Below are 21,667 nucleotides of genomic sequence, written 5' to 3' on the forward strand. Positions count from 1 at the left end.
AGAAGGGGGAGTTTGGTGTCCTATCGCGTTTCCACGCAGGGCTACTCGGGCCCCTTCGACTTGCTGCTGCAATTGGTGACCAGGCAAAAGGTCGATATTGGATCTATTTCCATCGCAGAGGTCGCCGAGCAGTACTTGGCCGAGGTCGAGCGGATCGAGGCACTTGACCTCGATGTCGCGAGCGACTTTCTGCTCGTTGCCGCGACCTTGCTCGATATCAAGGCGTCTTCTCTCGTTCCCGATGACGAGCACCCGAATTCCCGCGACGACGCAGATCTCGATGATGAATTCGAGGGGCTCGACGGCGACGCGCTACGCGAAGTGCTCATCCAGCGTCTCATCGCCTACAAGCAGTTCAAGGGCGCTGCTGCGGCCCTTGACGCGCGTATGGAGTCCGAGAACCGCATGCATCCCCGCGTTGCCGGTCCCGATCCAGAGTTCTTGAACCTCATGCCCGACTACCTCGCCGGCATCACGTTGAGGGGCTTGGCGGTCATCTGCGCGGACTTGGACGGTAAGCGCGAGACCTTCCTGCTCGAAGCCGAACACGTCGCTCCGCACCGCATTCCCATCGAGCTCACCGTCGCCTCGGTCGATCGGGTTACCACGGCGCGTCCCCATATGACGTTCAGGGATCTGCTCGACGGCGATGCCACCACCGAGCAGATCGTCGCCACGTTTCTCGCCATTCTCGAGCTCGCCAAGCGCGGATCGCTCCTGCTTGAGCAGGATGAGAACTTCGGCACCATTCGCATCGACCGTGTTGAGGGCGCGCCCGCGTACCACCCCGATGACGGCTCCCTCTTTGACGAGGAGGACTAAATGGACAACTTGGAATCACTCGCCGAGAACTCACTGAAAGGCGCTCTCGAGGCGCTCTTGCTCGTCTCGAGCGACCCGGTGAGCGCAAGCCAACTCTCCTCGGTGCTCCACGTTGCGCCCGGCGAGGTCGCCTCTCTGCTGGCCGAGCTCAAAGTCGAGTATGAGGAGGCGAACCGCGGCTTTCAGCTCCGTGAGGTCGCCGGCGGATGGCGCTTGTTCACGCACCCCGCCTTCCATGAGCAGGTTGAAGCGTTCGTGTTGTCTTGGGACACCCAAAAGCTATCTCAGGCCGCGCTGGAAACGCTCGCGGTCATCGCGTACCACCAACCCGTCACACGCGAAATGGTCAAGGGCATTCGCGGCGTCAACTCCGACGGCGTCATCTCGTCACTCGTCGACAAGGGTCTAATTCGCGAGATGGGACGCGACCCCCAGCGGGGCCAGGCCATCATCTATGGAACGACCAATGCGTTTTTGGAGAAGTTCGGCCTGCGCAGCACGCGCGATCTGCCCGATCTTGAGCAGTTCGCCCCCGATGAACAGGCGCGTCAATTTATCCGCGAGCGACTCTCGGGCCGCTCCATCCAATCGACGCTCGATGAGGTCGATGAGGACCTCGAGGAGGAGCGTGAGCTCATCGATGGGGACGTCGACGAGGATTTCGATGTGTAGCGAGCAGGGGCCGAACCGAAATACCGCGAAGGTCCACCCCGATGACGAGCGCCTCGTACCCATGCGCTTGCAGCGTTTTCTCGCGCGCGCCGGCGTGGCGAGTAGGCGAGGATCGGAAGCGCTCATGACAGCCGGCCGTGTTCGCGTTAACGGCGAGGTCAAGACCGAGCTCGGCACCAAAGTCGATCCCGCTCGTGACGCCGTCACCGTCGACGACGTCCCCGTGGTTCTGGGTCTCGGCGCGGCATATATCATGCTCAACAAACCGGCAGGGGTATTGACCACCATGAGCGATCCCCACGGTCGCCCCACCGTCGCGAATCTCGTTCCGCGCCACGCATACCCGGGTCTCTTTCCCGTTGGGAGACTCGATATGGACACCACGGGGCTGCTTCTGTTCACCACTGATGGCGATCTGGGCCAAATGCTTTTGCATCCATCCCATCACGTGTGGAAGACCTACGTGGCCCTGGTGGACGGCGAGCTGGATGACGGCGACCTGGAGATGCTGAGGCACGGCATCACGCTCGATGACGGACCCTGTCAACCCGCCCGTTGCCGTCTCATAGGCAAGCGTGAGGCTCACGAGGTCGCGCCTCGGGGAATACCGCACGGTACTTCGGCGGTCGAGATCGCCATACGCGAGGGTCGTAAGAACCAAGTCAAGCGCATGCTTTCCAAAGTCGGACATCCGGTTCTCAGGCTCCACCGCGCGCGTTTTGGTGATCTCGACCTCGGCGATTTGCCCTCGGGGTCTTGGCGCGAATTGACCGAGTACGAAGTTTCGCTCCTCACCAATGGACTCAAGCAGAAGGAGAACAAATGATCATCGCCATCGACGGACCAGCCGGATCTGGTAAATCGACGATTGCCCGAGAGGTCGCATCGCGGTTCGGCTTCTCCAAGCTCGATACGGGAGCCATGTATCGCTCCGTGGCCTTGGCCGCGCTTCGTCGCGGCATCGACCTCGCCGATGTCGATGCGGTCGCCCAGCTCGCACGCGACATACACATCACGTTCGGTGGCGAGTCGCACGGAAACGTATCGGTCTTCGTCGATGGCGAGGACGTGAGCGAGGCCATTCGCACGCCCGAGGTCGATCGCAACGTATCCGCTGCCGCTGCGAACCCCGGCGTCCGCAGCGCCATGCTCGATCCCCAGCGCCGCTTCGCCCTCGATCGCGACGTCGTGGCGGAAGGTCGCGACATCGGAACGGTCGTGTTTCCCGCGGCTGAGCTCAAGGTGTTTCTCACCGCCGACCCCCGTGAGCGCGCGCGTCGCCGTGTGCTGCAGCGTCATGAGGGCGAGCACGTTGACGAGGCCCAGATCCAGGCGGAAGTCGAGCAGACGCTCGCGGACATCGAACGCCGCGACGCACTCGACTCCCAGCGCGAAACCGCTCCTCTGGTCTGCGCCGACGATGCGGTACGCATCGATTCCACCAGCTACACCATCGAGCAGATCGTGGACAAGATCGAGCAGCTCATTGCGGAACGGAGATAGGCGTGGCAGACGAGGCTAAGAAGGAAGAGCGTTCGGGCGCTTGGCACTATGACGCCCCCATGGCTGAGTTTCCCCTGCATGAACGCATGATCTATACATTCGTCATGGCTGTCCTCTGGGTCTTTTCCAAACTCATGTGGCGTTGGCGAGTCGAGGATGCCGAGAAGCTCCACGGATCTGATGGATCGAGTGCCGTCATCATTTGCAACCATACCTCCATGGCCGAAGTGCTGCCCATCATCACGCATGAATGGGCGGCGCATCGCAGGGTCCGTCCCATTTTCAAATCGGAATTCAACAAGGCGGGCATCGTCCGCTGGGCGTTCGCACTGGCGGGCGGCATTCCGGTCGACCGCGGGGAAGCCGATATGAGTGCCCTTCGCGCCGCGCAACATGCCTTGCAGCGCGGAGAAGACGTGTTGATTTTCCCTGAGGGGACGAGGATTCGCACGGACGACCAGCCCGTCGAGGTGCATGGCGGCTTTGCCTTGATCGCCCAGATGGGCAAGGCGCCCGTCGCGCCTATGGCCGTCTGCGGTTTCCGCGACATCACCCCTGCGGGCAAGAAACTCATGCGACCCAAGAAATGCTGGCTCCGTGCAGGCGACAAGGTGTCTTTTGCCGACGCGCCCGAGGGTCTTAAGCGCCGTGAGCGCACCCAGTGGGTCGAGGACGAAGCTGTTCGCAGGATGTACGCCATCCGCGACGAGCTTCGCCGCGAGCATCCTGGGAGGTACTAATGGCCGATCTTAGTATCGAGGTCGCTTCCCACGCCGGCGTTTGTTACGGCGTCGAGCGGGCCCTCAAACTTGCCGCACATGCCGCCGAAAGCGCCCGCGGATCCGTCACGACGCTCGGCCCCCTCATCCATAACCCCATTGTCGTGCGCGATCTTGAGTCCGCCGGCGTGAAAGGCGCTCAGACGGTTGATGAGGTGGAGTCGGGCACGCTCATCATCCGTGCCCATGGCGTGGTTCCCCAGGTCATCGACCAAGCTCGAGCCAAAGGGCTCGAGGTCCTCGACGCCACCTGCCCGTATGTCAAGAAAGTCCACATGGCTGCCGAGAAACTCGTTCGCGAGGGGTACCAACTCATCGTGGTGGGGGAGAGCGGCCATCCTGAGGTCGAGGGGATTTTGGGGCACGCGGGAGATGCCGCACATGTCGTTTCGACACCCCATGACCTCGATGGGGTCGATCTCGCGCGCAAGGTTGGCGTCGTCGTGCAGACGACTCAAACTCCCGCCAATCTCGCCGCAATCGTGAGTGCCCTCGCGCTGCGCACCATGGATCTACGCGTGGTCAACACGATCTGCTCAGCTACGCAAGAGCGCCAGGATAGCGCCGCCGAGCTCGCATCTCGCGCCGATGTCATGATCGTCATAGGCGGCAAGAACTCGGGAAATACGCGTCGGCTCGCCGAAATCTGCATGGCTTGCTGCCCTCGCACGCACCATATCGAGGACTCCTCCGAAATTCAGCGCACATGGTTCGAAGGAGTCGCGCTTGTAGGCATCACCGCTGGCGCATCGACTCCCGGTGCCCATATCGATGCTGCGCTCGCCTGCATAAACCGCCTTTTGGAGCCCTAATGGACAAGCCCATGGTCACGGGTCCCACGGTGCCCTCATATGCGGGTACCGTCGCTCCGTACGCCCTATCAAGAGAACCTTCTTCTGACGGAGCGCTCGTGCTTTCCGTCGCTTCCGATTCCCCGGCATACGATATCGGCCTCGAGCCTGGCATGCGCGTGCTCAGCGTCAATGGCCAGCCACTGACCGATATGATTGTCTGGTTGTGGGAGACCGAAGATGTCGAGGCGGAAATCGAGGTCTTCGACCCACGCGACGGTACCGTGGCCACTGCCGTCATCGAGCGATTCCCCGGAGAGGAGTGGGGTGCCGATTTCGATGGTGTGGTCTTTGACGGGATGCGCACCTGCGTGAACGCATGCATCTTCTGTTTTATGAACATGCTCCCCAAGGAAAGCCGCTCAACCCTCACCATACGCGACGACGACTACCGTCTGAGTTTTCTACAAGGCAACTTCGTCACGCTCACCAACATGTCCGACCATGAGGTTGACGACGCCATCGACAAGATGCTGTCCCCCATGAACGTGAGCCTCCACGCAATCAACCCCGATTGCCGCCGTAAGCTCATAGGTCGCAACGCCGCGCGCGGCATCGAGGTGCTCGAGCGTTTTCTCGATGCGGGTATCGAGATCCACGCCCAGATCGTCCTGTGTCCCGGCATCAACGATGGCGAAGAGCTCTTGGCCACCCTCGAGTACGTTGAGGCGCACCCCGGCATCACGAGTCTGGCAATCGTGCCCCTGGGATTTACCAAACATCAGCATCGCTTTACCGCTTCCTACTCCGATGACGTCGAGACGTCGCGCGCCGTGGTCCACATGCTTGAGCCGTTTCAGGAGCGCGCCCGCGCAACGCGGGGCAGCACGGTGTTCCAACTCGCCGATGAGTTCTACATCGACGCCGAACTTCCCGTGCCGCCCGCAGAGACCTACGACGGGTTCCCGCAGTTCTACGATGGCATCGGCATGCTGAGGAGCTTCCTCGATGAGGTTGAGGAGCTGAGGAGAAGCCGACCTGAAGACATAGCGAGGGCGGGGGAGAGACTGATTTCAGCGGACAAACGCGTCCTCATCACCTGCGGAGAGGCGGCTCAAAGCACCTTCGACGAGTTCTGCCGACTCTTTACTCCCGCCGGCCTGATGAGTACGCACGCCATCAAGAACGAATACTTCGGCGGCAACGTCAACGTGACGGGTCTCATCTGTGCGTGCGACCTACTCGGACAGCTACCGAGGGACCTCTCCAACATCGAGGTCCTCATCCCCAACGTGATGTTCAACTACGACGGACTCACCCTCGACGGACAAAGCCGCGAGAGCGTCACCGAAGAGCTCATCGCCCGCGGAGCCATCGTCCGCTACGCCACCCCCGCGCCGAACCTCATGCTCGATACGCTGCTCTAACCCACCGTTCCGCTGCCGGCTGGCATATCATCCCGTGCTCGGACAATCCTGGCTCGCACGAAGGGTCCCCAGGACCCTTCGGCTCGTGCGGAACTGCGTATCGTTTGTCGTAGCCCGCGCTTGCACCCATATCGTCCCGCGCGCAGTTCGCGAAGCGCTGTTTGAGCACGGGATGATATGGGTGCGAGCGCGGGGGGTGGGATGGAATGTCAGCTTCGATACGTCTACGGTTCACCAAGACTTGTATTCAACGCGAGCGAAAGTAGGGGCTCAAAGCCCTGAGGCCTGGACATATTCTCGTAGGGTGTTTTGTGGAGCGAAGCGGAGCCACACCCGAAGAGATTATGTCCAGGCCGCTGGCGTGCGTGCCCGTACCGAGCGCATGGTAAGATTCTTGCAGTTCTGACTACTCAAGGAGTACGTATGTCCCGACCTATCGTCGCGATCGTCGGCCGCCCGAACGTGGGCAAGTCGACGCTCGTCAACCGTATCGCCCAGACCTCCGACGCCATTGTTCACCAGAGCCGTGGCGTGACGCGCGACCGCAGCTATCACGTGGCCGATTGGAATGGCCGCGAGTTCATGCTCGTCGATACCGGCGGCATTGAGCCCATGAAGAGCGACGACGTCTTTGCCACCTCCATCCGTGACCAGGCCCTCGCCGCCGCCGAGGAGGCTGCCGTCATCCTGTTCGTCGTTGATGGCTCCATTGGCGTCACTGAAGAGGATGAGAGCGTCGCGCGCATGGTGCGCAAGCTCAAGAAGCCCACGTTCCTGCTCGTAAACAAACTCGACAATCCCGCTCGAGAGAACGACAATCTGTGGGAGTTCTACTCTTTGGGCGTGGGCGACCCGGTCGCCGTGTCCGCCCTGCATGGCCATGGCACGGGTGACCTGCTCGACGAGGTCGTCGCCCTACTGCCCGAGGACACGGGTGATGAGGACACGGAGCCCGACACCCTGCGCGTCGCCATCATAGGCCGCCCGAACGCCGGCAAGTCCTCGCTGTTCAACAAGATGATCGGCAACGACCGCTCCATCGTGAGCAACGTCGCAGGCACCACGCGTGACGCCATCGACACGGTGGTCGAACGCGATGGCAAGCGCTATCGCATGGTCGATACCGCCGGCATCCGCAAGAAGAGCACCGTTTACGAGAACATCGAGTACTACTCCATGGTGCGCGGTCTGCGTGCCATCGATCGCGCCGACGTCGCGCTGCTCGTCGTCGACGCCTCCACGGGCGTCACCGAGCAGGACCAGAAGGTCGCTAATCTTGCCATCGAACGCGGGTGCGCCCTCGTGGTGCTTCTGAACAAGTGGGATCTGCTCAAGGACGACTATGAGCGCGAGGCCGTCATGGAGACGGTCAATCGTCGTCTCACCATGGCACCGTGGGCCGAGTACCTGCGCATCTCCGCCCTCACGGGTCGCTCCGTCCACAAGATCTGGGACATGGTCGACGCCGCCGCCGAGCGCCGTGCCTCTCATATCACCACCTCGCAACTCAATCGTCTGCTCACCGATATGCGTGAGTTTGGCCACACCGTCTCCGACGGCAAACGCCGCCTCAAGATGCATTACGTCACGCAGACCGGCGAGAAGCCCCCGGCGTTCACCTTCTTTGTCAACCATACGGATCTCGTGAGCGACAACTACAAGCGCTACATCGAGAACCGCATGCGCGCGACCTTTGATTTCAAGGGCACGCCGATCCGCCTGCGATTCCGCGCCAAGAAGAGCGACAAGGACAAGGAGTAGCAGATGGCAGGCGTCCCCATTCACCCGTGGCTATTCCTCGGGTTCTGCTGTCTGCTTAACTACGCTCTCTGCGGCATCCCCTTCGGTAAGATTTTCGCAAAGAGTCTTGCCCACGTTGACCTGCAGAAGGTTGGTTCGGGCAACATCGGTACGACGAATGCCCTCCGCGCGGGCGGTCCCAAGGTTGCCGTGCTCACCCTTTTGTGTGATGTCTTGAAGGGCGTCATCTGTGTCAACCTGTCGCTCATCCCGCTTTCGGGAGTGCTCGGGCCATTCGGCGTCGAGCGCGCGGCGTTCTACCCGGGCGGCTCGCATGACTACGTTATTGCCGTGCTCGCCCTCTCGTGCGTCATCGGCCACATGTTCAGCTTCTACTTGCACTTCAAGGGCGGCAAGTCAATCGCCACGGGGGTCGGTGTGCTGTTTGCGATCAACGTGCCTTGGGCGCTGCTTCACTTAGGCATTTTCATCGTCCTCGTCGCCATCACTAAATTCGTGAGTGTCGGCTCGATTGCCACGGCCGCTCTCGTCGGCGTCACGGCGTGCATGCTCTTCCCCCAGGCCTCCCTTACCTTCAAACTCATTATGGGATTCCTCGGGCTTCTCGTCGTATGGGCCCACCGCGGCAATATCAAGAAGCTCATGAGTGGTAGGGAATCGAAGCTCTCACTAAGCAAACGCGTCGACAAGATGGATGAGTGACATGCACATTGCACTAATTGGAACAGGCTCATGGGGCACTGCCATGGCGGGGCTCGTTGCCTCGAATGGCAACTCCGTCACCATGTGGTCCTACGACCTGGACCCCGTGACCGAGATCAACGAGCGCCATACGAATGAGTGCTTCCTCAAGGACTTCAAGCTGCCCGAGACGGTCACGGCCACGAACTCACATGATGAGGCACTTGCAGGTGCGGATGCGGCCATCTTCGCCGTGCCGTCTGCGTTCCTGCGCGGCGTTGCCCGCGACTGCGCGCCCTTCATATCCGATGCGCTTCCCGTGCTCTGTCTCGCTAAGGGTATCGAGCTGGGCAGCGGACTGCTCATGAGCGACATCATCGCCAGTGAGATCGGCCATCCCGAGCGAATCGCGGCCCTTTCCGGCCCTAACCATGCGGAGGAGATCTGCCGCGGTGCCCTTTCCGCCTCGACGATTGCCTGCGAGAGCACCGAGATAGGGGAATTCTTCAAGGAACTCACTTTAAGCCCGTCTTTTCGTGTGTACCTCTCCTCGGACATGGTGGGCGTGGAGTTGTGCGGTGCCATGAAGAACGTCATGGCCATCATCTGCGGTATCGCCGCTGGATCCGGCATGGGCGACAACGCGCTCGCGCTCATCATGACGCGCGGGCTGGCCGAGATCAGCCGCTTGGTACACGCCTGCGGCGGTGAGGCGATGACCTGCATGGGCTTGGCGGGTATGGGGGACCTCATCGTGACCTGCACGTCCCAGCACTCCCGCAACCGCACGTTCGGTGAAGCGTTCGCCCACGGCGAGACACTCAAGGAGTACCAGGACCGCCGCCGCATGGTGGTGGAGGGCGCTGCCGCAGCGCGCAGCGTCAGCGAGCTCGCCCGTAGCAAGGGCGTCGATGTTCCCCTCACCTTCGCACTCGAAAAGCTCCTGTATGGGGGAGAAACGATCGAAAGCGCCCTTGCGGCCCTCGTAAGTCGCATCCCCAACGAAGAGTTTTACGGCCTTGAGGACTAAATGACGGCTCTTGGGTGGTGCAGTTGGGAACGGGCCCCTTTTGCACCACCCCCCCCCAGGATCTCGAAAGGAATCACCATGTCAGCCATCAAGATCTCGCCCTCAATCCTCTCCGCCGATATGGCCAACCTCGCGCGCGACTTGGACCGCATCTCGTGCGCTGACTATATCCACGTCGACGTTATGGATGGGCACTTCGTCCCCAACCTCAGCTATGGCACGGCCATCGTCAAGGCCTGCAAGTCCACAACCGACATTCCACTCGACGTCCATCTCATGATCTCGAATCCCGATGACACGGTCGACTGGTACATCGACGCTGGGGCGGACCTCATCACCGTGCACTATGAGGCATCAACCCATCTTCATCGCACCATCTGTCACATTAAGGATCGTGGCTGCAAGGCGGGCGTCGTGCTCAATCCCGCCACGCCCGTCTCTGTTCTTGAAGACATCCTCGACGACCTCGACATGGTGCTCCTCATGAGTGTGAACCCCGGGTTCGGAGGCCAGAAGTTCATCCCCCGCACGCTCGACAAGCTCCGCCGCCTGTCCGCGATGTGCCGCGAGCATGGCGTTAATCCCCTCATCGAGGTGGACGGAGGCATCGGGTCGGGGAATGCCGAGGAGGTCGCCGCCGCAGGCGCAACCGTGCTCGTCGCCGGCTCCGCCGTATTCGGCGCTTCCGATCCCGCGGCGGCCGTCGAGGCCATTCGCCATGCCGGCGAACTCGGATACGCGAAGATTGGTGCCTAGAAGATGCCGCCTCAGAAGTACGTCAACCTCGATTACGCCGCCTCGACTCCCATGCGACCCGAGGCGATCAAGGCCCAACAGGCATATGATTCCTCGCCGCTCGCGGGCGTCAATCCCAACTCCCTCCATTCGCTTGGGCGACAAGCGGCGATTAAGCTCGAGGACTGTCGCCGCACGATCGCCCACAGCCTTGGCGCACGGGTGCGATCCAGCGAGATCATCTTCACCGGGGGAGGAACGGAGGCAAACGTCCTCGCACTGCTCGGCATTCCGGATGCCGTGCGACAACGTTGGCGCACGCGCACGCGTGTCATCGTCTCGGCAATCGAGCATGATTCCATCCTGGACAACATCGCTTCGCTTCGGGCTTCCGGCTTTGAAGTCGATCTTGTCAAGCCCGATCGAGCCGGTCGAATTCTTCCCGATGCACTTGCGGCGGTGATGGGAGACGATGTCGCCCTCGTGTCAGTGATGATGGCCAATAATGAGACGGGCGTCGTGCAGCCCATAGGCGAACTCGCCCGCGTTGCACACGCACATGGCGCACGCATCCACGTCGACGCAATCCAAGGCTGGCTCCACACGCCATTCGATGTCAACGAGCTCGGGGTCGACGCGCTTTCCCTTGCGGGCCACAAGATCGGCGGACCCGTCGGAATCGGTGCGTTGTACCTCAAAACCAGGACGCCCATTCGGGCCCGTTCCTTTGGCGGAGGCCAGGAGGTGGGGCTCAGGCCCGGCACGCAGGATCTGCGCGCCATCATAGCGCTCTCTGCAGCCACTTCTGCGCTGCTTCCCAATGTTCGTACCGATGCCGTTCGCGTGGGCATGATGGCGAATAAGCTCTACGCGGCACTTTGCGAGCACCCCCGTATTCACGCGACGATGGGGGATTGGAGCACCATCGATCGACTTCCCGGCATCGTGAGCATCTACGTTGAGGGCATGGACTCCGAAGAGCTCATCCTCCAGCTTGATGGTCGCGGCTTTGAGGTCTCCGCCGGCAGCGCATGTTCGAGCGGGAGCCTTGATGCCAGTCACGTCCTGCTCGCCATGGGGGTTCCCCGCGAAGATGCCCTCGGCTCGCTTAGGATCTCGTTTGACGATCGCGTCGACGAGCGCGATCTCGATCGCTTTGCCCGTGCCGTGTGGGAAGTGGTGGGATAGATGCTCGTCAGTGAACTTCTTTCGTACCTACTCGATAGGTTCCCACGTGAGGACGCCGAAGCTTGGGATCACGTTGGTCTTTCCGTCGGAGATCCCGATGCTGAGGTCAAGGGGGTCGCCTGCGCGCTCGATGCCACGGTCGACGCGATTTTTCGTACCGCTGAGTTGGGAGCTAATGTCTTACTCACGCATCACCCTGTGTACATTTCCGCTCCCGATTGCTTCGCGCCCGCCTCGTCCGTGCGCCCAAGCTCGTCCGCCGCGGTGTACGAGGCGGCGCGTCATGGCGTGAGCGTTATTTCCCTCCACACTAATCTCGATCGTTCCAAGGAAGCACGCCAGGCCCTTCCCGCCCTTATGGGCCTGAGTGCCTTTTCCTCACTCGAACATGTCACCGAACCCGATGTGCCTGGCCTTGGAGCCGTTTGCGAAATCGAACAAACCTTTTTGGGTGATTTCGCGTCTACCGCTCAAAGCGTCTTCGATACGAGTGCCCATGTTTGGGGCGATGCCGCCTCTTCGGTCTGTCGCGTTGCTTTCATGGGAGGTTCGCTTGGTGATTTCGGTGAGCAGGCACTCGCGTGCAACTGCGATGTCGTTGTCACCGGTGAACTCGGTTACCACCGGGCGCAAGACCTTGCGCTCCGTGGGCTTTCTGTTGTCCTACTCGGTCACGACCGATCCGAGCAACCGTTTTGCCGCATACTTGCCGATGCGACCGCGAACGCAGGTGTCGCCCAAGACCGTATAGATATCATTCCGCTCCCACACCAGTGGTGGGTGCCTACACAAGGAGGATGCGCATGAGCATGGGTTCCGACCTTCTCAAACTTCAGGAGACCGATCTCGAGCTCGAACGTGAGCGCATCGCGCTCAATAATCTGCCGCTCATCGCGGAGCTCGCGAAGAAGCGTTCGGCCCACGCAAAACTCAAGGCAGAGGCCACGCGCCTGCTCGCCGCGCGCAAGGACGCCCAAATCGCCTTGGACGATCTTAATGAGGCCGAGCGTGCATGTCACGAGGCGGTGGAGGCAGCCCGGACACGTCCCATCGACGCCAGCGACCACCGTGCGCTCCTCGATCTTGAGGAGGAGCTCTCGCTTATTGCCAAGCGTCTCGATAAGATCGAGTTCGATCGACCTGCTGCACGTCAAGCCCTTGCCCTTGCACGGGAGCGTGAGCAAAAGCTCTCCGATTACATTGCGCGGTTCGAGGCTTCGATCATCGAGGACACCAAGGCCGCCCGTTCTCAAGCGGCCGATTTGCAATCCTCAATCGACGAGCTGATACGCCGGCGTGAGCATTTGCTGGGTCGCTTGCCCGAGGACGTTCGCGATCTGTACGAGCGCGGGCTCAGCAGGTTCAAAGGGCTTGCCGTCGAGCGCATCGAGGGCAATGTCCCCACCGTCTGCCGCACCGCGCTTCAGCCCGCGTCCATGGATGCCCTGCGCCATGCCCGCGACATTGCCGAATGCCCCTACTGTCATCGCATCATCGTGCTTGATTGCGAGGAGTAGCCCATGGCGAAAACGGTCTTGGTCTGCGTCACCGGATGCATCGCCGCATACAAGTCCTGTGAAATCGTGCGTGGACTCCAGAAGGCGGGTGTTCGCGTCAAGGTGTGTATGACGGAGCATGCGACCTCTTTTGTGGGGCCGACGACGTTTCGCGCGCTCACGCATGAAGAGGTCGCCGTCGATTTGTTCGACAATCCCTCCGACCCCATCCACCATATCTCGCTCGCCAAAGAGCCCGATGCCGTCCTCATCGCTCCGGCCACGGCGAACGTGATCGCGAAGATCGCGCATGGAGAGGCCGACGATCTGCTCACCACGACCGTCTTGGCCTGCAACGCGCCGGTTGTCGTGGCGCCTGCCATGAACGTAGGCATGTGGCAGGCGGACGTCACACAGCGCAATATCGCCGCGCTCGAGGAGCGCGGATACGACATCGTCCGCCCGATCTCCGGATACCTCGCCTGTGGAGACTCGGGCGAGGGAAAGCTTGCCGATGTCGAGGATATCGTCGCTCGAGCCTTGCTCGCCCTTGAAACATCCGAGGCGCTCGAGGGGGAGCGGGTCCTCATCACCGCCGGAGGGACCCGCGAGGCCATCGATCCCGTGCGATATATCGGGAATCGCTCGAGCGGCAAAATGGGACACGCCCTCGCGCGGGCGGCTCATGCAATGGGAGCCCATGTGACCCTGGTGACGGCAGCTGCAGGCCTATCGATTCCCTTCGGCGTAGAGGGCGTTCATGTGGAGAGCGCGGCACAGATGCACGCCGCGGTGAGCGAGCGCTTTGATGCATGCTCGATGCTCATCTGCGCCGCCGCCGTCGCCGATTACACCCCGGCGCATCCCGCCGATCAAAAGCTCAGCAAGGCTGATGGCGAGCTCAAGCATATCGAGCTCATCAAGACCCAGGACATTCTCGCCGATATGTCAGCTCGTAAGGGGAACCGCATCGTTGTCGGCTTCGCCGCTGAAACCAACCACCTCGCCGAGCGTGCGCACGCCAAGCTCGCCCGCAAAGGTTGCGACGCCATCGTCGCCAACGACGTCTCCCGTGCCGACTCGACGTTCGGTTCAGATACGAACGAGGTGCTCTGGGTTACGCCCGACATGGCGGACCCCCTGCCATGCATGGGCAAACAGGCCCTCGCATTCGAACTGCTCAAGCGCGCACAGGCACTAAAATCTTAGGAAGTTGCAAATTTATCCTTGCATCTATGCCGAGCTTTGGGTAAAGTACTTCCTTGCTTCGGGACGTAGCGCAGCTTGGTAGCGCACTTGCATGGGGCGCAAGGGGTCGCTGGTTCAAATCCAGTCGTCCCGACCACGGAGCATGAGAGGGCGGCCTTATGGTCGCCCTTTTTCATTTGCGGAAGGCTTATCCGGTCGTAAAGCGGGTATCATCCTCCCAGTGTCTATATCGTTACAAGGAGTCGCGCGTGGCTGCTGGCAAGATTCGGAAAAAGATCAAGAAGGAGCTCATCGGCACCTCCGATTACCCTTCTAACAAGATCTTCACCATCTCCAACTTCATTACGTTCACGCGCCTTATCCTCACCGGTGTCTTCCTCTTCCTCTTCGCTACCGATTACAACCGCTATGTCGCACTCGTCATCTACGCCGTCGCCGCCTCGACCGACTGGCTCGACGGTCAAATCGCTCGCATGACCAAGACGGTCAGCTGGCTTGGGAAAATGCTCGATCCCATTGTCGACCGTGCCCTGCTGTTTTGCGGCGTGGTTGGCCTCGTGGCTCGCCATGAGCTGCCCTTATGGATCTGCCTTGCCATCGTTGGGCGCGACATCTATCTGTTCCTCGGCAATTTCGTGGTCAAGCGCTATCATCGTCGTCCCATCGACGTCGTCTTCATCGGCAAGCTCGCGACCGCGTTGCTCATGAGCGGCTTCACGCTTATGCTCCTGGGCCTTCCCGTCCTCGATGGCATGGGCATCGTTTCCAGCTCCATCACCTGGTTGCCCGGCCTCAATGGTGAGGCGGTGCCCCTTGGCATGTACTTCGTATATGCAGGCGTATGCTGCTCGCTTCTAACCGGCGTGGTCTATACGACCAAGGGAATCGCGGCCATTCGCTCGGCCATCGCGCATCCTGAGGACGAGGACGAGGATTTCCTCAACCCCGAGATCGACGAGGACGAGGAGTCGGCAGAGGAATAGTCTGCGTATTCCCACTGAACGCGTGCCGCTTGCGCTAGAATGAAACGATAGTTGACGATACTTCGGATGTATTCCGATTTTCCAGTAGGGGGTTCCCATGGCAAACATCGAGCAGAACGAGACCACGCGCGTCTTTCGCATGCCGAGCAGCGATGCCACGGCGCCCGACCTCATGAAGAGCGCCTCGCTGGTCGTTCCGGTCCTCTCAATCATCAAGGGGCCCCAGACCGGCAACGTCTTCGAGCTCGATGCGCCCGAGATCACCATCGGTCGCGATCCCGCGAACACAATCTTTCTCAACGACATGACGGTGTCGCGCAGCCATGCGAAGATCCTGCGCAACGAGGCGGGTGTCCTCATTGAGGATCTCGGCTCCCTTAACGGCACCTGGGTTGATGGCGCGATCGTCAATTCCGCCCCTCTGCATGATGGCTCTTCCGTGCAGATCGGCACCTTCACGCTGATGTACCACGAGAGCACCGTGGAGCGCATCGAAACCGGTGAGTAGCTTGGCTGAGCGCAGCTACCTCAGCATTGGGCAGGTCGTGAACCTGCTCCGCGGTACATACCCCGACCTTTCAAACTCGAAGATTCGCTTCCTGGAAGACGAGGGGCTCATCACGCCGCACCGCACTCCTAAGGGCTATCGTCAGTACTCGAAGGCGGACGTCGACCGTCTCGAGGTTATTTTGCATCTGCAGAAAACCAGGTATATGCCACTTTCCGCCATCAAGCAGAAGTTGGACAGTGCATCTGACCTTTCGACCCTCGCATTCGAGGTCGGCCTGCTTACGGATGCGCCCATGAAGGTTGCCTCAAAGGAGACTCGTCAGAAGCTCCATCCCATCGAGGACGTCCCAGATATCCTCGGCGTCGACATTGCGTTCTTGCGGCAGCTTTCCGATAACGATCTTATCCGGATTGTTCGCAGCCCCCAAAACCGGGAACTCATCGACGGTCGGGACTTCGAAATCATCCGTCATTGTGCAGAGCTGTCGCGCTTTCACATCGAGCCTCGCAATCTGCGGCAGTACGTCAATGCAGCCAACCGTGAATCCGCCCTATTCGAACAGGTTCTCATCGGTATGCTCGGTACCGACGATTCTGATGACAATCGAGAGGCGAAGCTCGATCGCGCGTTCAAAACGCTTCATGACCTCACGGACGGAGTTCGTACCGCGCTGTTGCGTAACCGCGTCTTCGAGTCGCTTAACGCCGTGGTCGAGGATGCCGATGTCGATGCCATCGACGATGAGATCACGCGCGCGGAGATGGCAGCCCAAAGCAACTCCGCCGTCCTTCCATATGCCACCCCCGAGTCGACCACGGGCGTGGCTCCACTCGATGCAACCGAACTTGCCGCCCAGCCCATTCGCGTGACGCCCATTACAGCCGAGTAGAAAGCACAGGATTATGGAACCGTTCGATTACGCCGCTTACATCGCCGATATCCCGGATTACCCTGAGCCCGGCGTCGTATTCAAAGACATCACGCCGCTCTTTGCCGACCCTGTGGCCATGCGCCATACCGTCGAGGACATTGCCGATCATTTCAAAGACGCGGGCGTCACTAAAGTGGTCGGACCCGAGGCGCGTGGCTTCATGATTGGCGTACCCGTTGCTCTCGAGCTTGGAGCCGGGTTCATTCCCGCACGCAAACCGGGCAAGCTGCCCCGCGAGACCTACTCGGTGAGCTATGAGCTCGAGTACGGAACCGATACCCTTGAGATTCATAAAGACGCCATTCAGCCCGGTGACCGCGTGCTTATCGTAGACGATTTGATTGCGACCGGCGGTACCGCGGCGGCGGCCGGAAAACTTGTGCAAGATGTGGCGGCCGAGCTAATAGGGTATGCTTGTATCTTGGAGCTATCGTTCCTCGATCCTCGCAAGACGCTTGCGACTGCGGGAGATCAAGAGCTGTACAGCCTCATTCAGGTATCGTAACGAACGCGCGCCTTGCCGCTCGTATCGAGGAGTTTTCATATGACGCACTCTAAACGCAGCCTTACCGCACGTCGTGCCATCGTCGCCGGTCTTTCCGGCATCGTTCTTATGTCCGGCGTTCCCACGTTCGCCTTCGCCGACACTGAGTCTGATCTTGCAGCGGCCCGCGAACAGCTCGAGGAGATTGGACGTCAGACAGAAGAGATCACCAATCGTCTTTCTGAGCTCACGTACTCCCTTGAGGAGACTCGCGGTCAGATCGATGAGACGAACAATGAGATTGCGGAGCGCCAGCAGCTGCTTTCCACGTTCGTCTCCTCTGAATACAAAGGCGGTCTTGCCGGACTGATCGAGATTGTGCTTTCCTCGACGTCCTTTGATCAGTTCGTCTCGAGTGTGACGTACATGAACAAGGTGGCGAACACGCAGGCCGAGACCATAGCAGAGGTTAAGACCCTCAAGGAGGAGCTTGATACCAAGCAAGCCGAGCAAGAGGAGAACGTCAAGGAAACTCAGGCGAAGGTCGATGAGCTCAACGCGCAGCGCGCTGAGGCCGCGTCGGTCGTGAGCTCGCTCGACGCAAAACTCCAGGAAGAGCTTGCCGCCGAGGCGGCCGCAAACGCTGCCCTCCAACAGGGGCTTAACGCGAGCCAGGGCGACCAGATCGATGACGTCCAGAACGTCGATACGCCCTCCAACAACAATACGGACCAGGGTGGCGGAACCAACACCAACAACTCCAACAATACGCCCGCTCCCACACCTTCGCCTGCGCCGACACCGGAGCCCGATCCCGAGCCCAACTATGTTCCGAGCACCGGTAACGCCATCGTCGATCGTGCATGGAGTTGGGTTGGCAAGGCTGAATATGTATGGGGAGGGTGCGCTCCCGGCCAGTTCGACTGCTCCGGCTTTGTGAGCTACTGCCTCACTGGTCAATACCGTCGTCTTGGTACCACCAATACGTTCATGGGCTGGCCGCAGGTGAGCAATCCCCAGCCGGGAGATGTGTGCGTCAATTGGGGTCACACCGGCATTTATATCGGTAACGGACAGATGATCCACGCGGCCACCTATGGCGTCGGCGTCGTCGTCGGCCCTGTCCAGGCTGGTATGATCTACGTTCGCTACTAACATCTCGAACAATGCACGTGGACGGCGGAGGGGGAGTGCTCCTTCCGCCGTCTCTCTATACCGGACATTCGTCATACAACGCGAAAGGATTCATACATGTCATGGGCTCTCATAGCGGACTCCAGCTGTAATCTACGCGCATACCAACCCGCAACGGCGGATTGCGCCTTTGCGTTGGCTCCGCTCAAAATCGTAGTTGCAGGCGAGGAATACGCTGACGATGCCTTCCTCGATGTTGCCACGCTCAACCATCGGGTGGCCGCCGAGCCCTCCGCATCGGGTAGTTCATGTCCGAGTGCAGGGGAGTGGGCGGAATTGTTCCGCTTGGCGGACAATGTTATTGCCATCACCATCTCGGCGAACCTTTCCGGCAGTTTCGAGGCCGCTCAAATGGGTCGCAATCTCGTGATGGATGAATATGCCCGCGACCATGATGGTCAAATCGCTGGGAAGAACATCTTCGTTCTCGACTCAAAGGCTGCCGGAGGAAAGCTCGAGCTTATCGTTCAACTTCTAGATAGGTACCTAACGGATAATCCTGATGCTACATTTGACCAGGCAGTATCGTATGCTGAACAGCTACAGGCAAGCTCTCAGGTGCTCTTTTCGCTGAGCAGTTACGAGAATCTCACGAAAAATGGACGCATGCCCAAAGTCGTCGGAGCCCTCGCCAGCGGTCTTTCCATCCGCATGCTCGGTACTGCGAGTGCTCAGGGGACGATCAAGGTCGTAGCACCAACGCGTGGTGACAAGAAAACGTACCGCAAGATCATCGAAACCATGCGTGCTGATGGGTATCGTGGCGGCATGGTCTATATTGACCATGTTTTCAATGAGGACGGTGCCTCGGCACTCAAGGATGCGATTGTTACCGAGTGGCCTCATGCCGAGGTGTTCGTCTTACCCTGTGGCGGCCTATGTTCGTACTACGCCGAAAAGACCGGCCTGATCATTGGGTACGAATGGGCGCACCGTCTTTGACATCATCAACAGACGAAAGCGAGAACCCCCGCAACGCGCGGGGGTTCTTTATTTAGATCGTCATCTACTTTACATAATATATATTATCGTAATTCTGAATAATGTATCACATACTCAGACCGAGAGACACACCATTACGACCAAACCCGATTAGATCCTGCCAGACTCCTCGAGGTAAGCATAGGCGGACATGGCCGCAATGGCACCGTCAGCCGCCGCGGTGATGACCTGTCGCAAGGACTTGGAACGCATATCGCCAGCGCAGAATAATCCGGGAGTCTTCGTTGCCATTGATTCATCGGTAACGACGCCACCGTCTGAACCAAGGTCAACATAGGGAGCTACGATTTGGGTAGCCGGATCATGGCCGACGGCGACAAATATGCCAACCGAGCCTTCGTCGAACATCTCGGCGTGCGTCTCTCCCGTGGCATTGTCTCTCAATACGATGCGGTTGATAAACGTCGAACCGCTCACTTCGATAATACTAGTTTGGTACCTAATGGTAATGTTGTCACGCGTGAGAAGTCGCTCTACCATGCCCCGTGGAGCCCGGAACACATCGCGTCTCACGACAAGTTCAACGTGCTCGGCGATATTGGAGAGATACATTGCCTCCTCAACAGCGGAATTGCCGCCACCGATGATAAAGACGTGCTTTCCGCGATAGAACATTCCATCACAGGTGGCGCAATACGATACTCCCCTTCCGCGGAACTCATCCTCACCTACGAAGCCTCCAAGTCGGGGCGTAGCTCCGGTCGCCACGATAAGCGCAGGGGCTTCGAGCTGCTCCATATCGGTGTTGACGATGAACATGTCATCTTCGCGGTCGATCGACGAGACCGATCCGTACGTGGACTGAGCACCTGCATGCTCGGCGTGCTCCAGCATCTTCTGGCCAAGTTCGGCCCCCGAGCAACTGCCTAATCCGGGGTAGTTGTCAATGATATCTGAGGTGGCAATCTGTCCGCCAGCCATCCCATGCTCGACAACCAGAACGTCTAGGCTGGCTCGTGCGGCGTAGAGGGCAGCGGAATAGCCTGCGGGACCTCCACCGACGATGATGAGGTCTTTCGTGGAATCCATAGCCGGTACATCCTTTCGGTACGTCGTTTCTTTGCTCTTACCCGATTGCGCCGAGCTCTTGCAGGGCGGGACGTACAATGCTGTTAGCAAGCAACCAGGGAGACGCCCACATGACAACTGAACGCCTCGACAATCTTGGCGATAACGTGCCGCTCAATTCCCGGGGGACGGTATCACCGGCAAGCGAAGCCCCACGGCCCGTTATTACCATTATGCATGCCTCGGTAGGCTCCGGACATCGCGCGGCGGCCATGGCAATCGCACAGGCGGTGGAAAACATGCGGGGTGCACATGGCGTACCCGATGATGTTGAAGTTGATGTCCTCGACGTACTCGATTTTGGGCGCATCAAATTCGACGGTAACAAAACTGCGGCGGCGTTCACGGGCGCCACGAGGCCCATCTACGATGTTACGTGGCGCTATACGCTCACGGGCAGATTGCTCTGGGGCGGTGGATCGGCGTGGTCCAGAATCATGTTCCACTCATTTAACGACTATGTGACTGAGAAGCGACCCCTTGCCGTCATTTGCACACACATCACCGCCGCAAATACCGCCGTTGGAGCCCGCATGATGACAGGTGTGGAGTTTCCCGTCGTCTGCGTCCCCACCGATTACGAGATAGAGGGTTGGTGGCCACACAAGGAAACCGACCTCTTTTGCGTCGCGACCGAGTTCATGGCGGAGACGCTCCGCCCACGAAAGGTTCCCGAGCGATGCATCGAGGTCACGGGCATACCCATCAGACCGGGATTTAGCGAGCCGCGCAATCGCGAGCACGATTGCGAGACGTTCGGGGTGCCAGGCGACAAGACCTTGGTGCTGGTCATGGCAGGCGCCGCCCTACCCCAGCCGTATGTGCGATTCCGGGCGGCCATGGAGGAGACGCTTCCCTACCTGCGCAGCTTCGAGAGTATGCACTTCGTGTTCCTGCCGGGTAAGGACATTGCATACGCGAAGCACCTGCGCTCCGTGTTCGAGGGCATGAAGCTTCCCAACGTCACCGTACTCGATTACGTGGACGACATGGCGGCCCTCATGCGGACCTGCGATCTGGCGATTCTCAAGTCCGGCGGACTTACCGTGACGGAGTGCCTGTGCGCCGAGCTGCCGATGATCTTGCTTGGAAAATCGTATGGGCAGGAGAAGGCGAACACGACGATGCTCACGTCTTTCGGCGCGAGCATGCATGCTACCACCTCACGCGAGCTCATCATGCAGTTGAGGCATCTCCATGATAATTCAGAGGCGCTCCACGGTCTCCTCGTCAACGCTGGCGCACTCCGCCGTCCCGATGCCGCACAGGACATCGTTTGCAGCACGATGCGGCTGGTCGGCGTGCCGTGTGATCGCGAGCAACATTTCGCTGAATTCTACTGGGGTGGAAAACCCGCGCATATACGGTAGAAAGATGCCCTCGCGGACAAATGACCGCGA

At 59.9% G+C, this 21,667-nt stretch carries 23 protein-coding genes and 1 tRNA gene; 23 read left to right on the top strand and 1 reads right to left on the bottom strand.

Annotated features, from left to right (window positions below; translation table 11 throughout):
* Positions 1–15 precede the first annotated feature (15 nt).
* The 22 genes from ACX9NZ_RS04030 to ACX9NZ_RS04135 all read left to right on the top strand — a co-directional run bounded on the left by ACX9NZ_RS04030 (position 16) and on the right by ACX9NZ_RS04135 (position 19,139).
* Positions 16–822: a segregation and condensation protein A gene (locus tag ACX9NZ_RS04030; RefSeq protein ID WP_407496311.1), complete on the top strand. Its 807-nt coding sequence runs from the start codon at positions 16–18 to the stop codon at positions 820–822.
* Positions 823–1,494 (top strand): SMC-Scp complex subunit ScpB, encoded by a 672-nt coding sequence (gene scpB / locus ACX9NZ_RS04035; RefSeq protein WP_407496313.1) that lies wholly within the window; start codon positions 823–825, stop codon positions 1,492–1,494. It abuts the gene before it with no gap.
* A complete protein-coding gene (locus tag ACX9NZ_RS04040; RefSeq protein WP_369834834.1) occupies positions 1,487–2,320 on the top strand; it encodes a pseudouridine synthase in 834 nt (277 codons plus the stop codon). Before scpB ends, ACX9NZ_RS04040 begins: the two co-directional genes overlap by 8 nt.
* A complete protein-coding gene (gene cmk / locus ACX9NZ_RS04045) occupies positions 2,317–2,997 on the top strand; it encodes a (d)CMP kinase (RefSeq protein ID WP_118653851.1) in 681 nt (226 codons plus the stop codon). Before ACX9NZ_RS04040 ends, cmk begins: the two co-directional genes overlap by 4 nt.
* A 2-nt stretch (positions 2,998–2,999) precedes the next feature.
* Positions 3,000–3,737: a lysophospholipid acyltransferase family protein gene (locus ACX9NZ_RS04050; RefSeq protein ID WP_330005514.1), complete on the top strand. Its 738-nt coding sequence runs from the start codon at positions 3,000–3,002 to the stop codon at positions 3,735–3,737.
* A complete protein-coding gene (locus tag ACX9NZ_RS04055; protein WP_118653852.1) occupies positions 3,737–4,588 on the top strand; it encodes a 4-hydroxy-3-methylbut-2-enyl diphosphate reductase in 852 nt (283 codons plus the stop codon). The genes ACX9NZ_RS04050 and ACX9NZ_RS04055 overlap by 1 nt, the downstream gene beginning before the upstream one ends.
* On the top strand, positions 4,588–5,994 hold the full coding sequence (locus ACX9NZ_RS04060; RefSeq protein WP_407496315.1) for a DUF512 domain-containing protein: 1,407 nt from the start codon (positions 4,588–4,590) through the stop codon (positions 5,992–5,994). The genes ACX9NZ_RS04055 and ACX9NZ_RS04060 overlap by 1 nt, the downstream gene beginning before the upstream one ends.
* Before the next feature lie 423 nt (positions 5,995–6,417).
* Positions 6,418–7,755, top strand: a complete 1,338-nt coding sequence (gene der / locus ACX9NZ_RS04065; protein WP_294158579.1) for a ribosome biogenesis GTPase Der — start codon at positions 6,418–6,420, stop codon at positions 7,753–7,755.
* 3 nt (positions 7,756–7,758) lie between these two features.
* Positions 7,759–8,457 (top strand): glycerol-3-phosphate 1-O-acyltransferase PlsY, encoded by a 699-nt coding sequence (gene plsY / locus ACX9NZ_RS04070; RefSeq protein ID WP_118653854.1) that lies wholly within the window; start codon positions 7,759–7,761, stop codon positions 8,455–8,457.
* Positions 8,450–9,466 (top strand): NAD(P)H-dependent glycerol-3-phosphate dehydrogenase, encoded by a 1,017-nt coding sequence (locus ACX9NZ_RS04075; protein WP_407496317.1) that lies wholly within the window; start codon positions 8,450–8,452, stop codon positions 9,464–9,466. Before plsY ends, ACX9NZ_RS04075 begins: the two co-directional genes overlap by 8 nt.
* A 78-nt stretch (positions 9,467–9,544) precedes the next feature.
* On the top strand, positions 9,545–10,222 hold the full coding sequence (rpe, locus tag ACX9NZ_RS04080; RefSeq protein WP_118653856.1) for a ribulose-phosphate 3-epimerase: 678 nt from the start codon (positions 9,545–9,547) through the stop codon (positions 10,220–10,222).
* A 3-nt stretch (positions 10,223–10,225) separates the two neighbouring features.
* Positions 10,226–11,389: a cysteine desulfurase family protein gene (locus ACX9NZ_RS04085; RefSeq protein WP_118653857.1), complete on the top strand. Its 1,164-nt coding sequence runs from the start codon at positions 10,226–10,228 to the stop codon at positions 11,387–11,389.
* On the top strand, positions 11,390–12,196 hold the full coding sequence (locus tag ACX9NZ_RS04090; RefSeq protein ID WP_118653858.1) for a Nif3-like dinuclear metal center hexameric protein: 807 nt from the start codon (positions 11,390–11,392) through the stop codon (positions 12,194–12,196).
* Positions 12,193–12,906, top strand: coding sequence for a zinc ribbon domain-containing protein (locus ACX9NZ_RS04095; RefSeq protein ID WP_294158587.1), 714 nt, complete (start codon positions 12,193–12,195; stop codon positions 12,904–12,906). The genes ACX9NZ_RS04090 and ACX9NZ_RS04095 overlap by 4 nt, the downstream gene beginning before the upstream one ends.
* Before the next feature lie 3 nt (positions 12,907–12,909).
* A complete protein-coding gene (coaBC, locus tag ACX9NZ_RS04100) occupies positions 12,910–14,094 on the top strand; it encodes a bifunctional phosphopantothenoylcysteine decarboxylase/phosphopantothenate--cysteine ligase CoaBC (RefSeq protein ID WP_294158591.1) in 1,185 nt (394 codons plus the stop codon).
* A 59-nt stretch (positions 14,095–14,153) separates the two neighbouring features.
* Positions 14,154–14,230 (top strand) — tRNA-Pro (locus ACX9NZ_RS04105).
* 112 nt (positions 14,231–14,342) lie between these two features.
* Positions 14,343–15,077: a CDP-alcohol phosphatidyltransferase family protein gene (locus tag ACX9NZ_RS04110; RefSeq protein ID WP_407496318.1), complete on the top strand. Its 735-nt coding sequence runs from the start codon at positions 14,343–14,345 to the stop codon at positions 15,075–15,077.
* 97 nt (positions 15,078–15,174) lie between these two features.
* Complete coding sequence (locus ACX9NZ_RS04115) at positions 15,175–15,585, top strand: FHA domain-containing protein (RefSeq protein ID WP_118653862.1); 411 nt, start codon at positions 15,175–15,177, stop codon at positions 15,583–15,585.
* Complete coding sequence (gene ftsR / locus ACX9NZ_RS04120; protein ID WP_302741753.1) at positions 15,578–16,477, top strand: transcriptional regulator FtsR; 900 nt, start codon at positions 15,578–15,580, stop codon at positions 16,475–16,477. The genes ACX9NZ_RS04115 and ftsR overlap by 8 nt, the downstream gene beginning before the upstream one ends.
* Before the next feature lie 13 nt (positions 16,478–16,490).
* Positions 16,491–17,024, top strand: coding sequence for an adenine phosphoribosyltransferase (locus tag ACX9NZ_RS04125; protein WP_294122139.1), 534 nt, complete (start codon positions 16,491–16,493; stop codon positions 17,022–17,024).
* A 39-nt stretch (positions 17,025–17,063) separates the two neighbouring features.
* Positions 17,064–18,158: a coiled-coil domain-containing protein gene (locus ACX9NZ_RS04130; protein ID WP_118653865.1), complete on the top strand. Its 1,095-nt coding sequence runs from the start codon at positions 17,064–17,066 to the stop codon at positions 18,156–18,158.
* Between the two features lie 96 nt (positions 18,159–18,254).
* A complete protein-coding gene (locus ACX9NZ_RS04135) occupies positions 18,255–19,139 on the top strand; it encodes a DegV family protein (protein ID WP_407496320.1) in 885 nt (294 codons plus the stop codon).
* Positions 19,140–19,289: 150 nt separating this feature from the next.
* On the opposite strand, the gene ACX9NZ_RS04140 is transcribed toward ACX9NZ_RS04135, so the two are convergent.
* Positions 19,290–20,228, bottom strand: a complete 939-nt coding sequence (locus ACX9NZ_RS04140; protein ID WP_407496322.1) for an NAD(P)/FAD-dependent oxidoreductase — start codon at positions 20,226–20,228, stop codon at positions 19,290–19,292.
* 110 nt (positions 20,229–20,338) lie between these two features.
* Between ACX9NZ_RS04140 and ACX9NZ_RS04145 the strand changes: the two genes are divergently transcribed.
* Positions 20,339–21,637, top strand: coding sequence for an MGDG synthase family glycosyltransferase (locus ACX9NZ_RS04145; RefSeq protein WP_407496324.1), 1,299 nt, complete (start codon positions 20,339–20,341; stop codon positions 21,635–21,637).
* The last annotated feature ends 30 nt before the right edge of the window (positions 21,638–21,667 follow it).

The organism is Collinsella sp. BM28, assembly GCF_054551995.1.

What these genes read in the sequence shown, in the direction of transcription:
- scpB (WP_407496313.1), top strand. Translation starts at nt 823, where the DNA reads ATGGACAACTTGGAATCACTCGCCGAGAACTCACTGAAAGGCGCTCTC.
- ACX9NZ_RS04040 (WP_369834834.1), top strand. Translation starts at nt 1,487, where the DNA reads ATGTGTAGCGAGCAGGGGCCGAACCGAAATACCGCGAAGGTCCACCCC.
- cmk (WP_118653851.1), top strand. Translation starts at nt 2,317, where the DNA reads ATGATCATCGCCATCGACGGACCAGCCGGATCTGGTAAATCGACGATT.
- ACX9NZ_RS04055 (WP_118653852.1), top strand. Translation starts at nt 3,737, where the DNA reads ATGGCCGATCTTAGTATCGAGGTCGCTTCCCACGCCGGCGTTTGTTAC.
- ACX9NZ_RS04060 (WP_407496315.1), top strand. Translation starts at nt 4,588, where the DNA reads ATGGACAAGCCCATGGTCACGGGTCCCACGGTGCCCTCATATGCGGGT.
- der (WP_294158579.1), top strand. Translation starts at nt 6,418, where the DNA reads ATGTCCCGACCTATCGTCGCGATCGTCGGCCGCCCGAACGTGGGCAAG.
- plsY (WP_118653854.1), top strand. Translation starts at nt 7,759, where the DNA reads ATGGCAGGCGTCCCCATTCACCCGTGGCTATTCCTCGGGTTCTGCTGT.
- ACX9NZ_RS04075 (WP_407496317.1), top strand. Translation starts at nt 8,450, where the DNA reads ATGAGTGACATGCACATTGCACTAATTGGAACAGGCTCATGGGGCACT.
- rpe (WP_118653856.1), top strand. Translation starts at nt 9,545, where the DNA reads ATGTCAGCCATCAAGATCTCGCCCTCAATCCTCTCCGCCGATATGGCC.
- ACX9NZ_RS04085 (WP_118653857.1), top strand. Translation starts at nt 10,226, where the DNA reads ATGCCGCCTCAGAAGTACGTCAACCTCGATTACGCCGCCTCGACTCCC.
- ACX9NZ_RS04090 (WP_118653858.1), top strand. Translation starts at nt 11,390, where the DNA reads ATGCTCGTCAGTGAACTTCTTTCGTACCTACTCGATAGGTTCCCACGT.
- ACX9NZ_RS04095 (WP_294158587.1), top strand. Translation starts at nt 12,193, where the DNA reads ATGAGCATGGGTTCCGACCTTCTCAAACTTCAGGAGACCGATCTCGAG.
- coaBC (WP_294158591.1), top strand. Translation starts at nt 12,910, where the DNA reads ATGGCGAAAACGGTCTTGGTCTGCGTCACCGGATGCATCGCCGCATAC.
- ACX9NZ_RS04115 (WP_118653862.1), top strand. Translation starts at nt 15,175, where the DNA reads ATGGCAAACATCGAGCAGAACGAGACCACGCGCGTCTTTCGCATGCCG.
- ACX9NZ_RS04125 (WP_294122139.1), top strand. Translation starts at nt 16,491, where the DNA reads ATGGAACCGTTCGATTACGCCGCTTACATCGCCGATATCCCGGATTAC.
- ACX9NZ_RS04130 (WP_118653865.1), top strand. Translation starts at nt 17,064, where the DNA reads ATGACGCACTCTAAACGCAGCCTTACCGCACGTCGTGCCATCGTCGCC.
- ACX9NZ_RS04135 (WP_407496320.1), top strand. Translation starts at nt 18,255, where the DNA reads ATGTCATGGGCTCTCATAGCGGACTCCAGCTGTAATCTACGCGCATAC.
- ACX9NZ_RS04140 (WP_407496322.1), bottom strand. Translation starts at nt 20,228, where the DNA reads ATGGATTCCACGAAAGACCTCATCATCGTCGGTGGAGGTCCCGCAGGC.
- ACX9NZ_RS04145 (WP_407496324.1), top strand. Translation starts at nt 20,339, where the DNA reads ATGACAACTGAACGCCTCGACAATCTTGGCGATAACGTGCCGCTCAAT.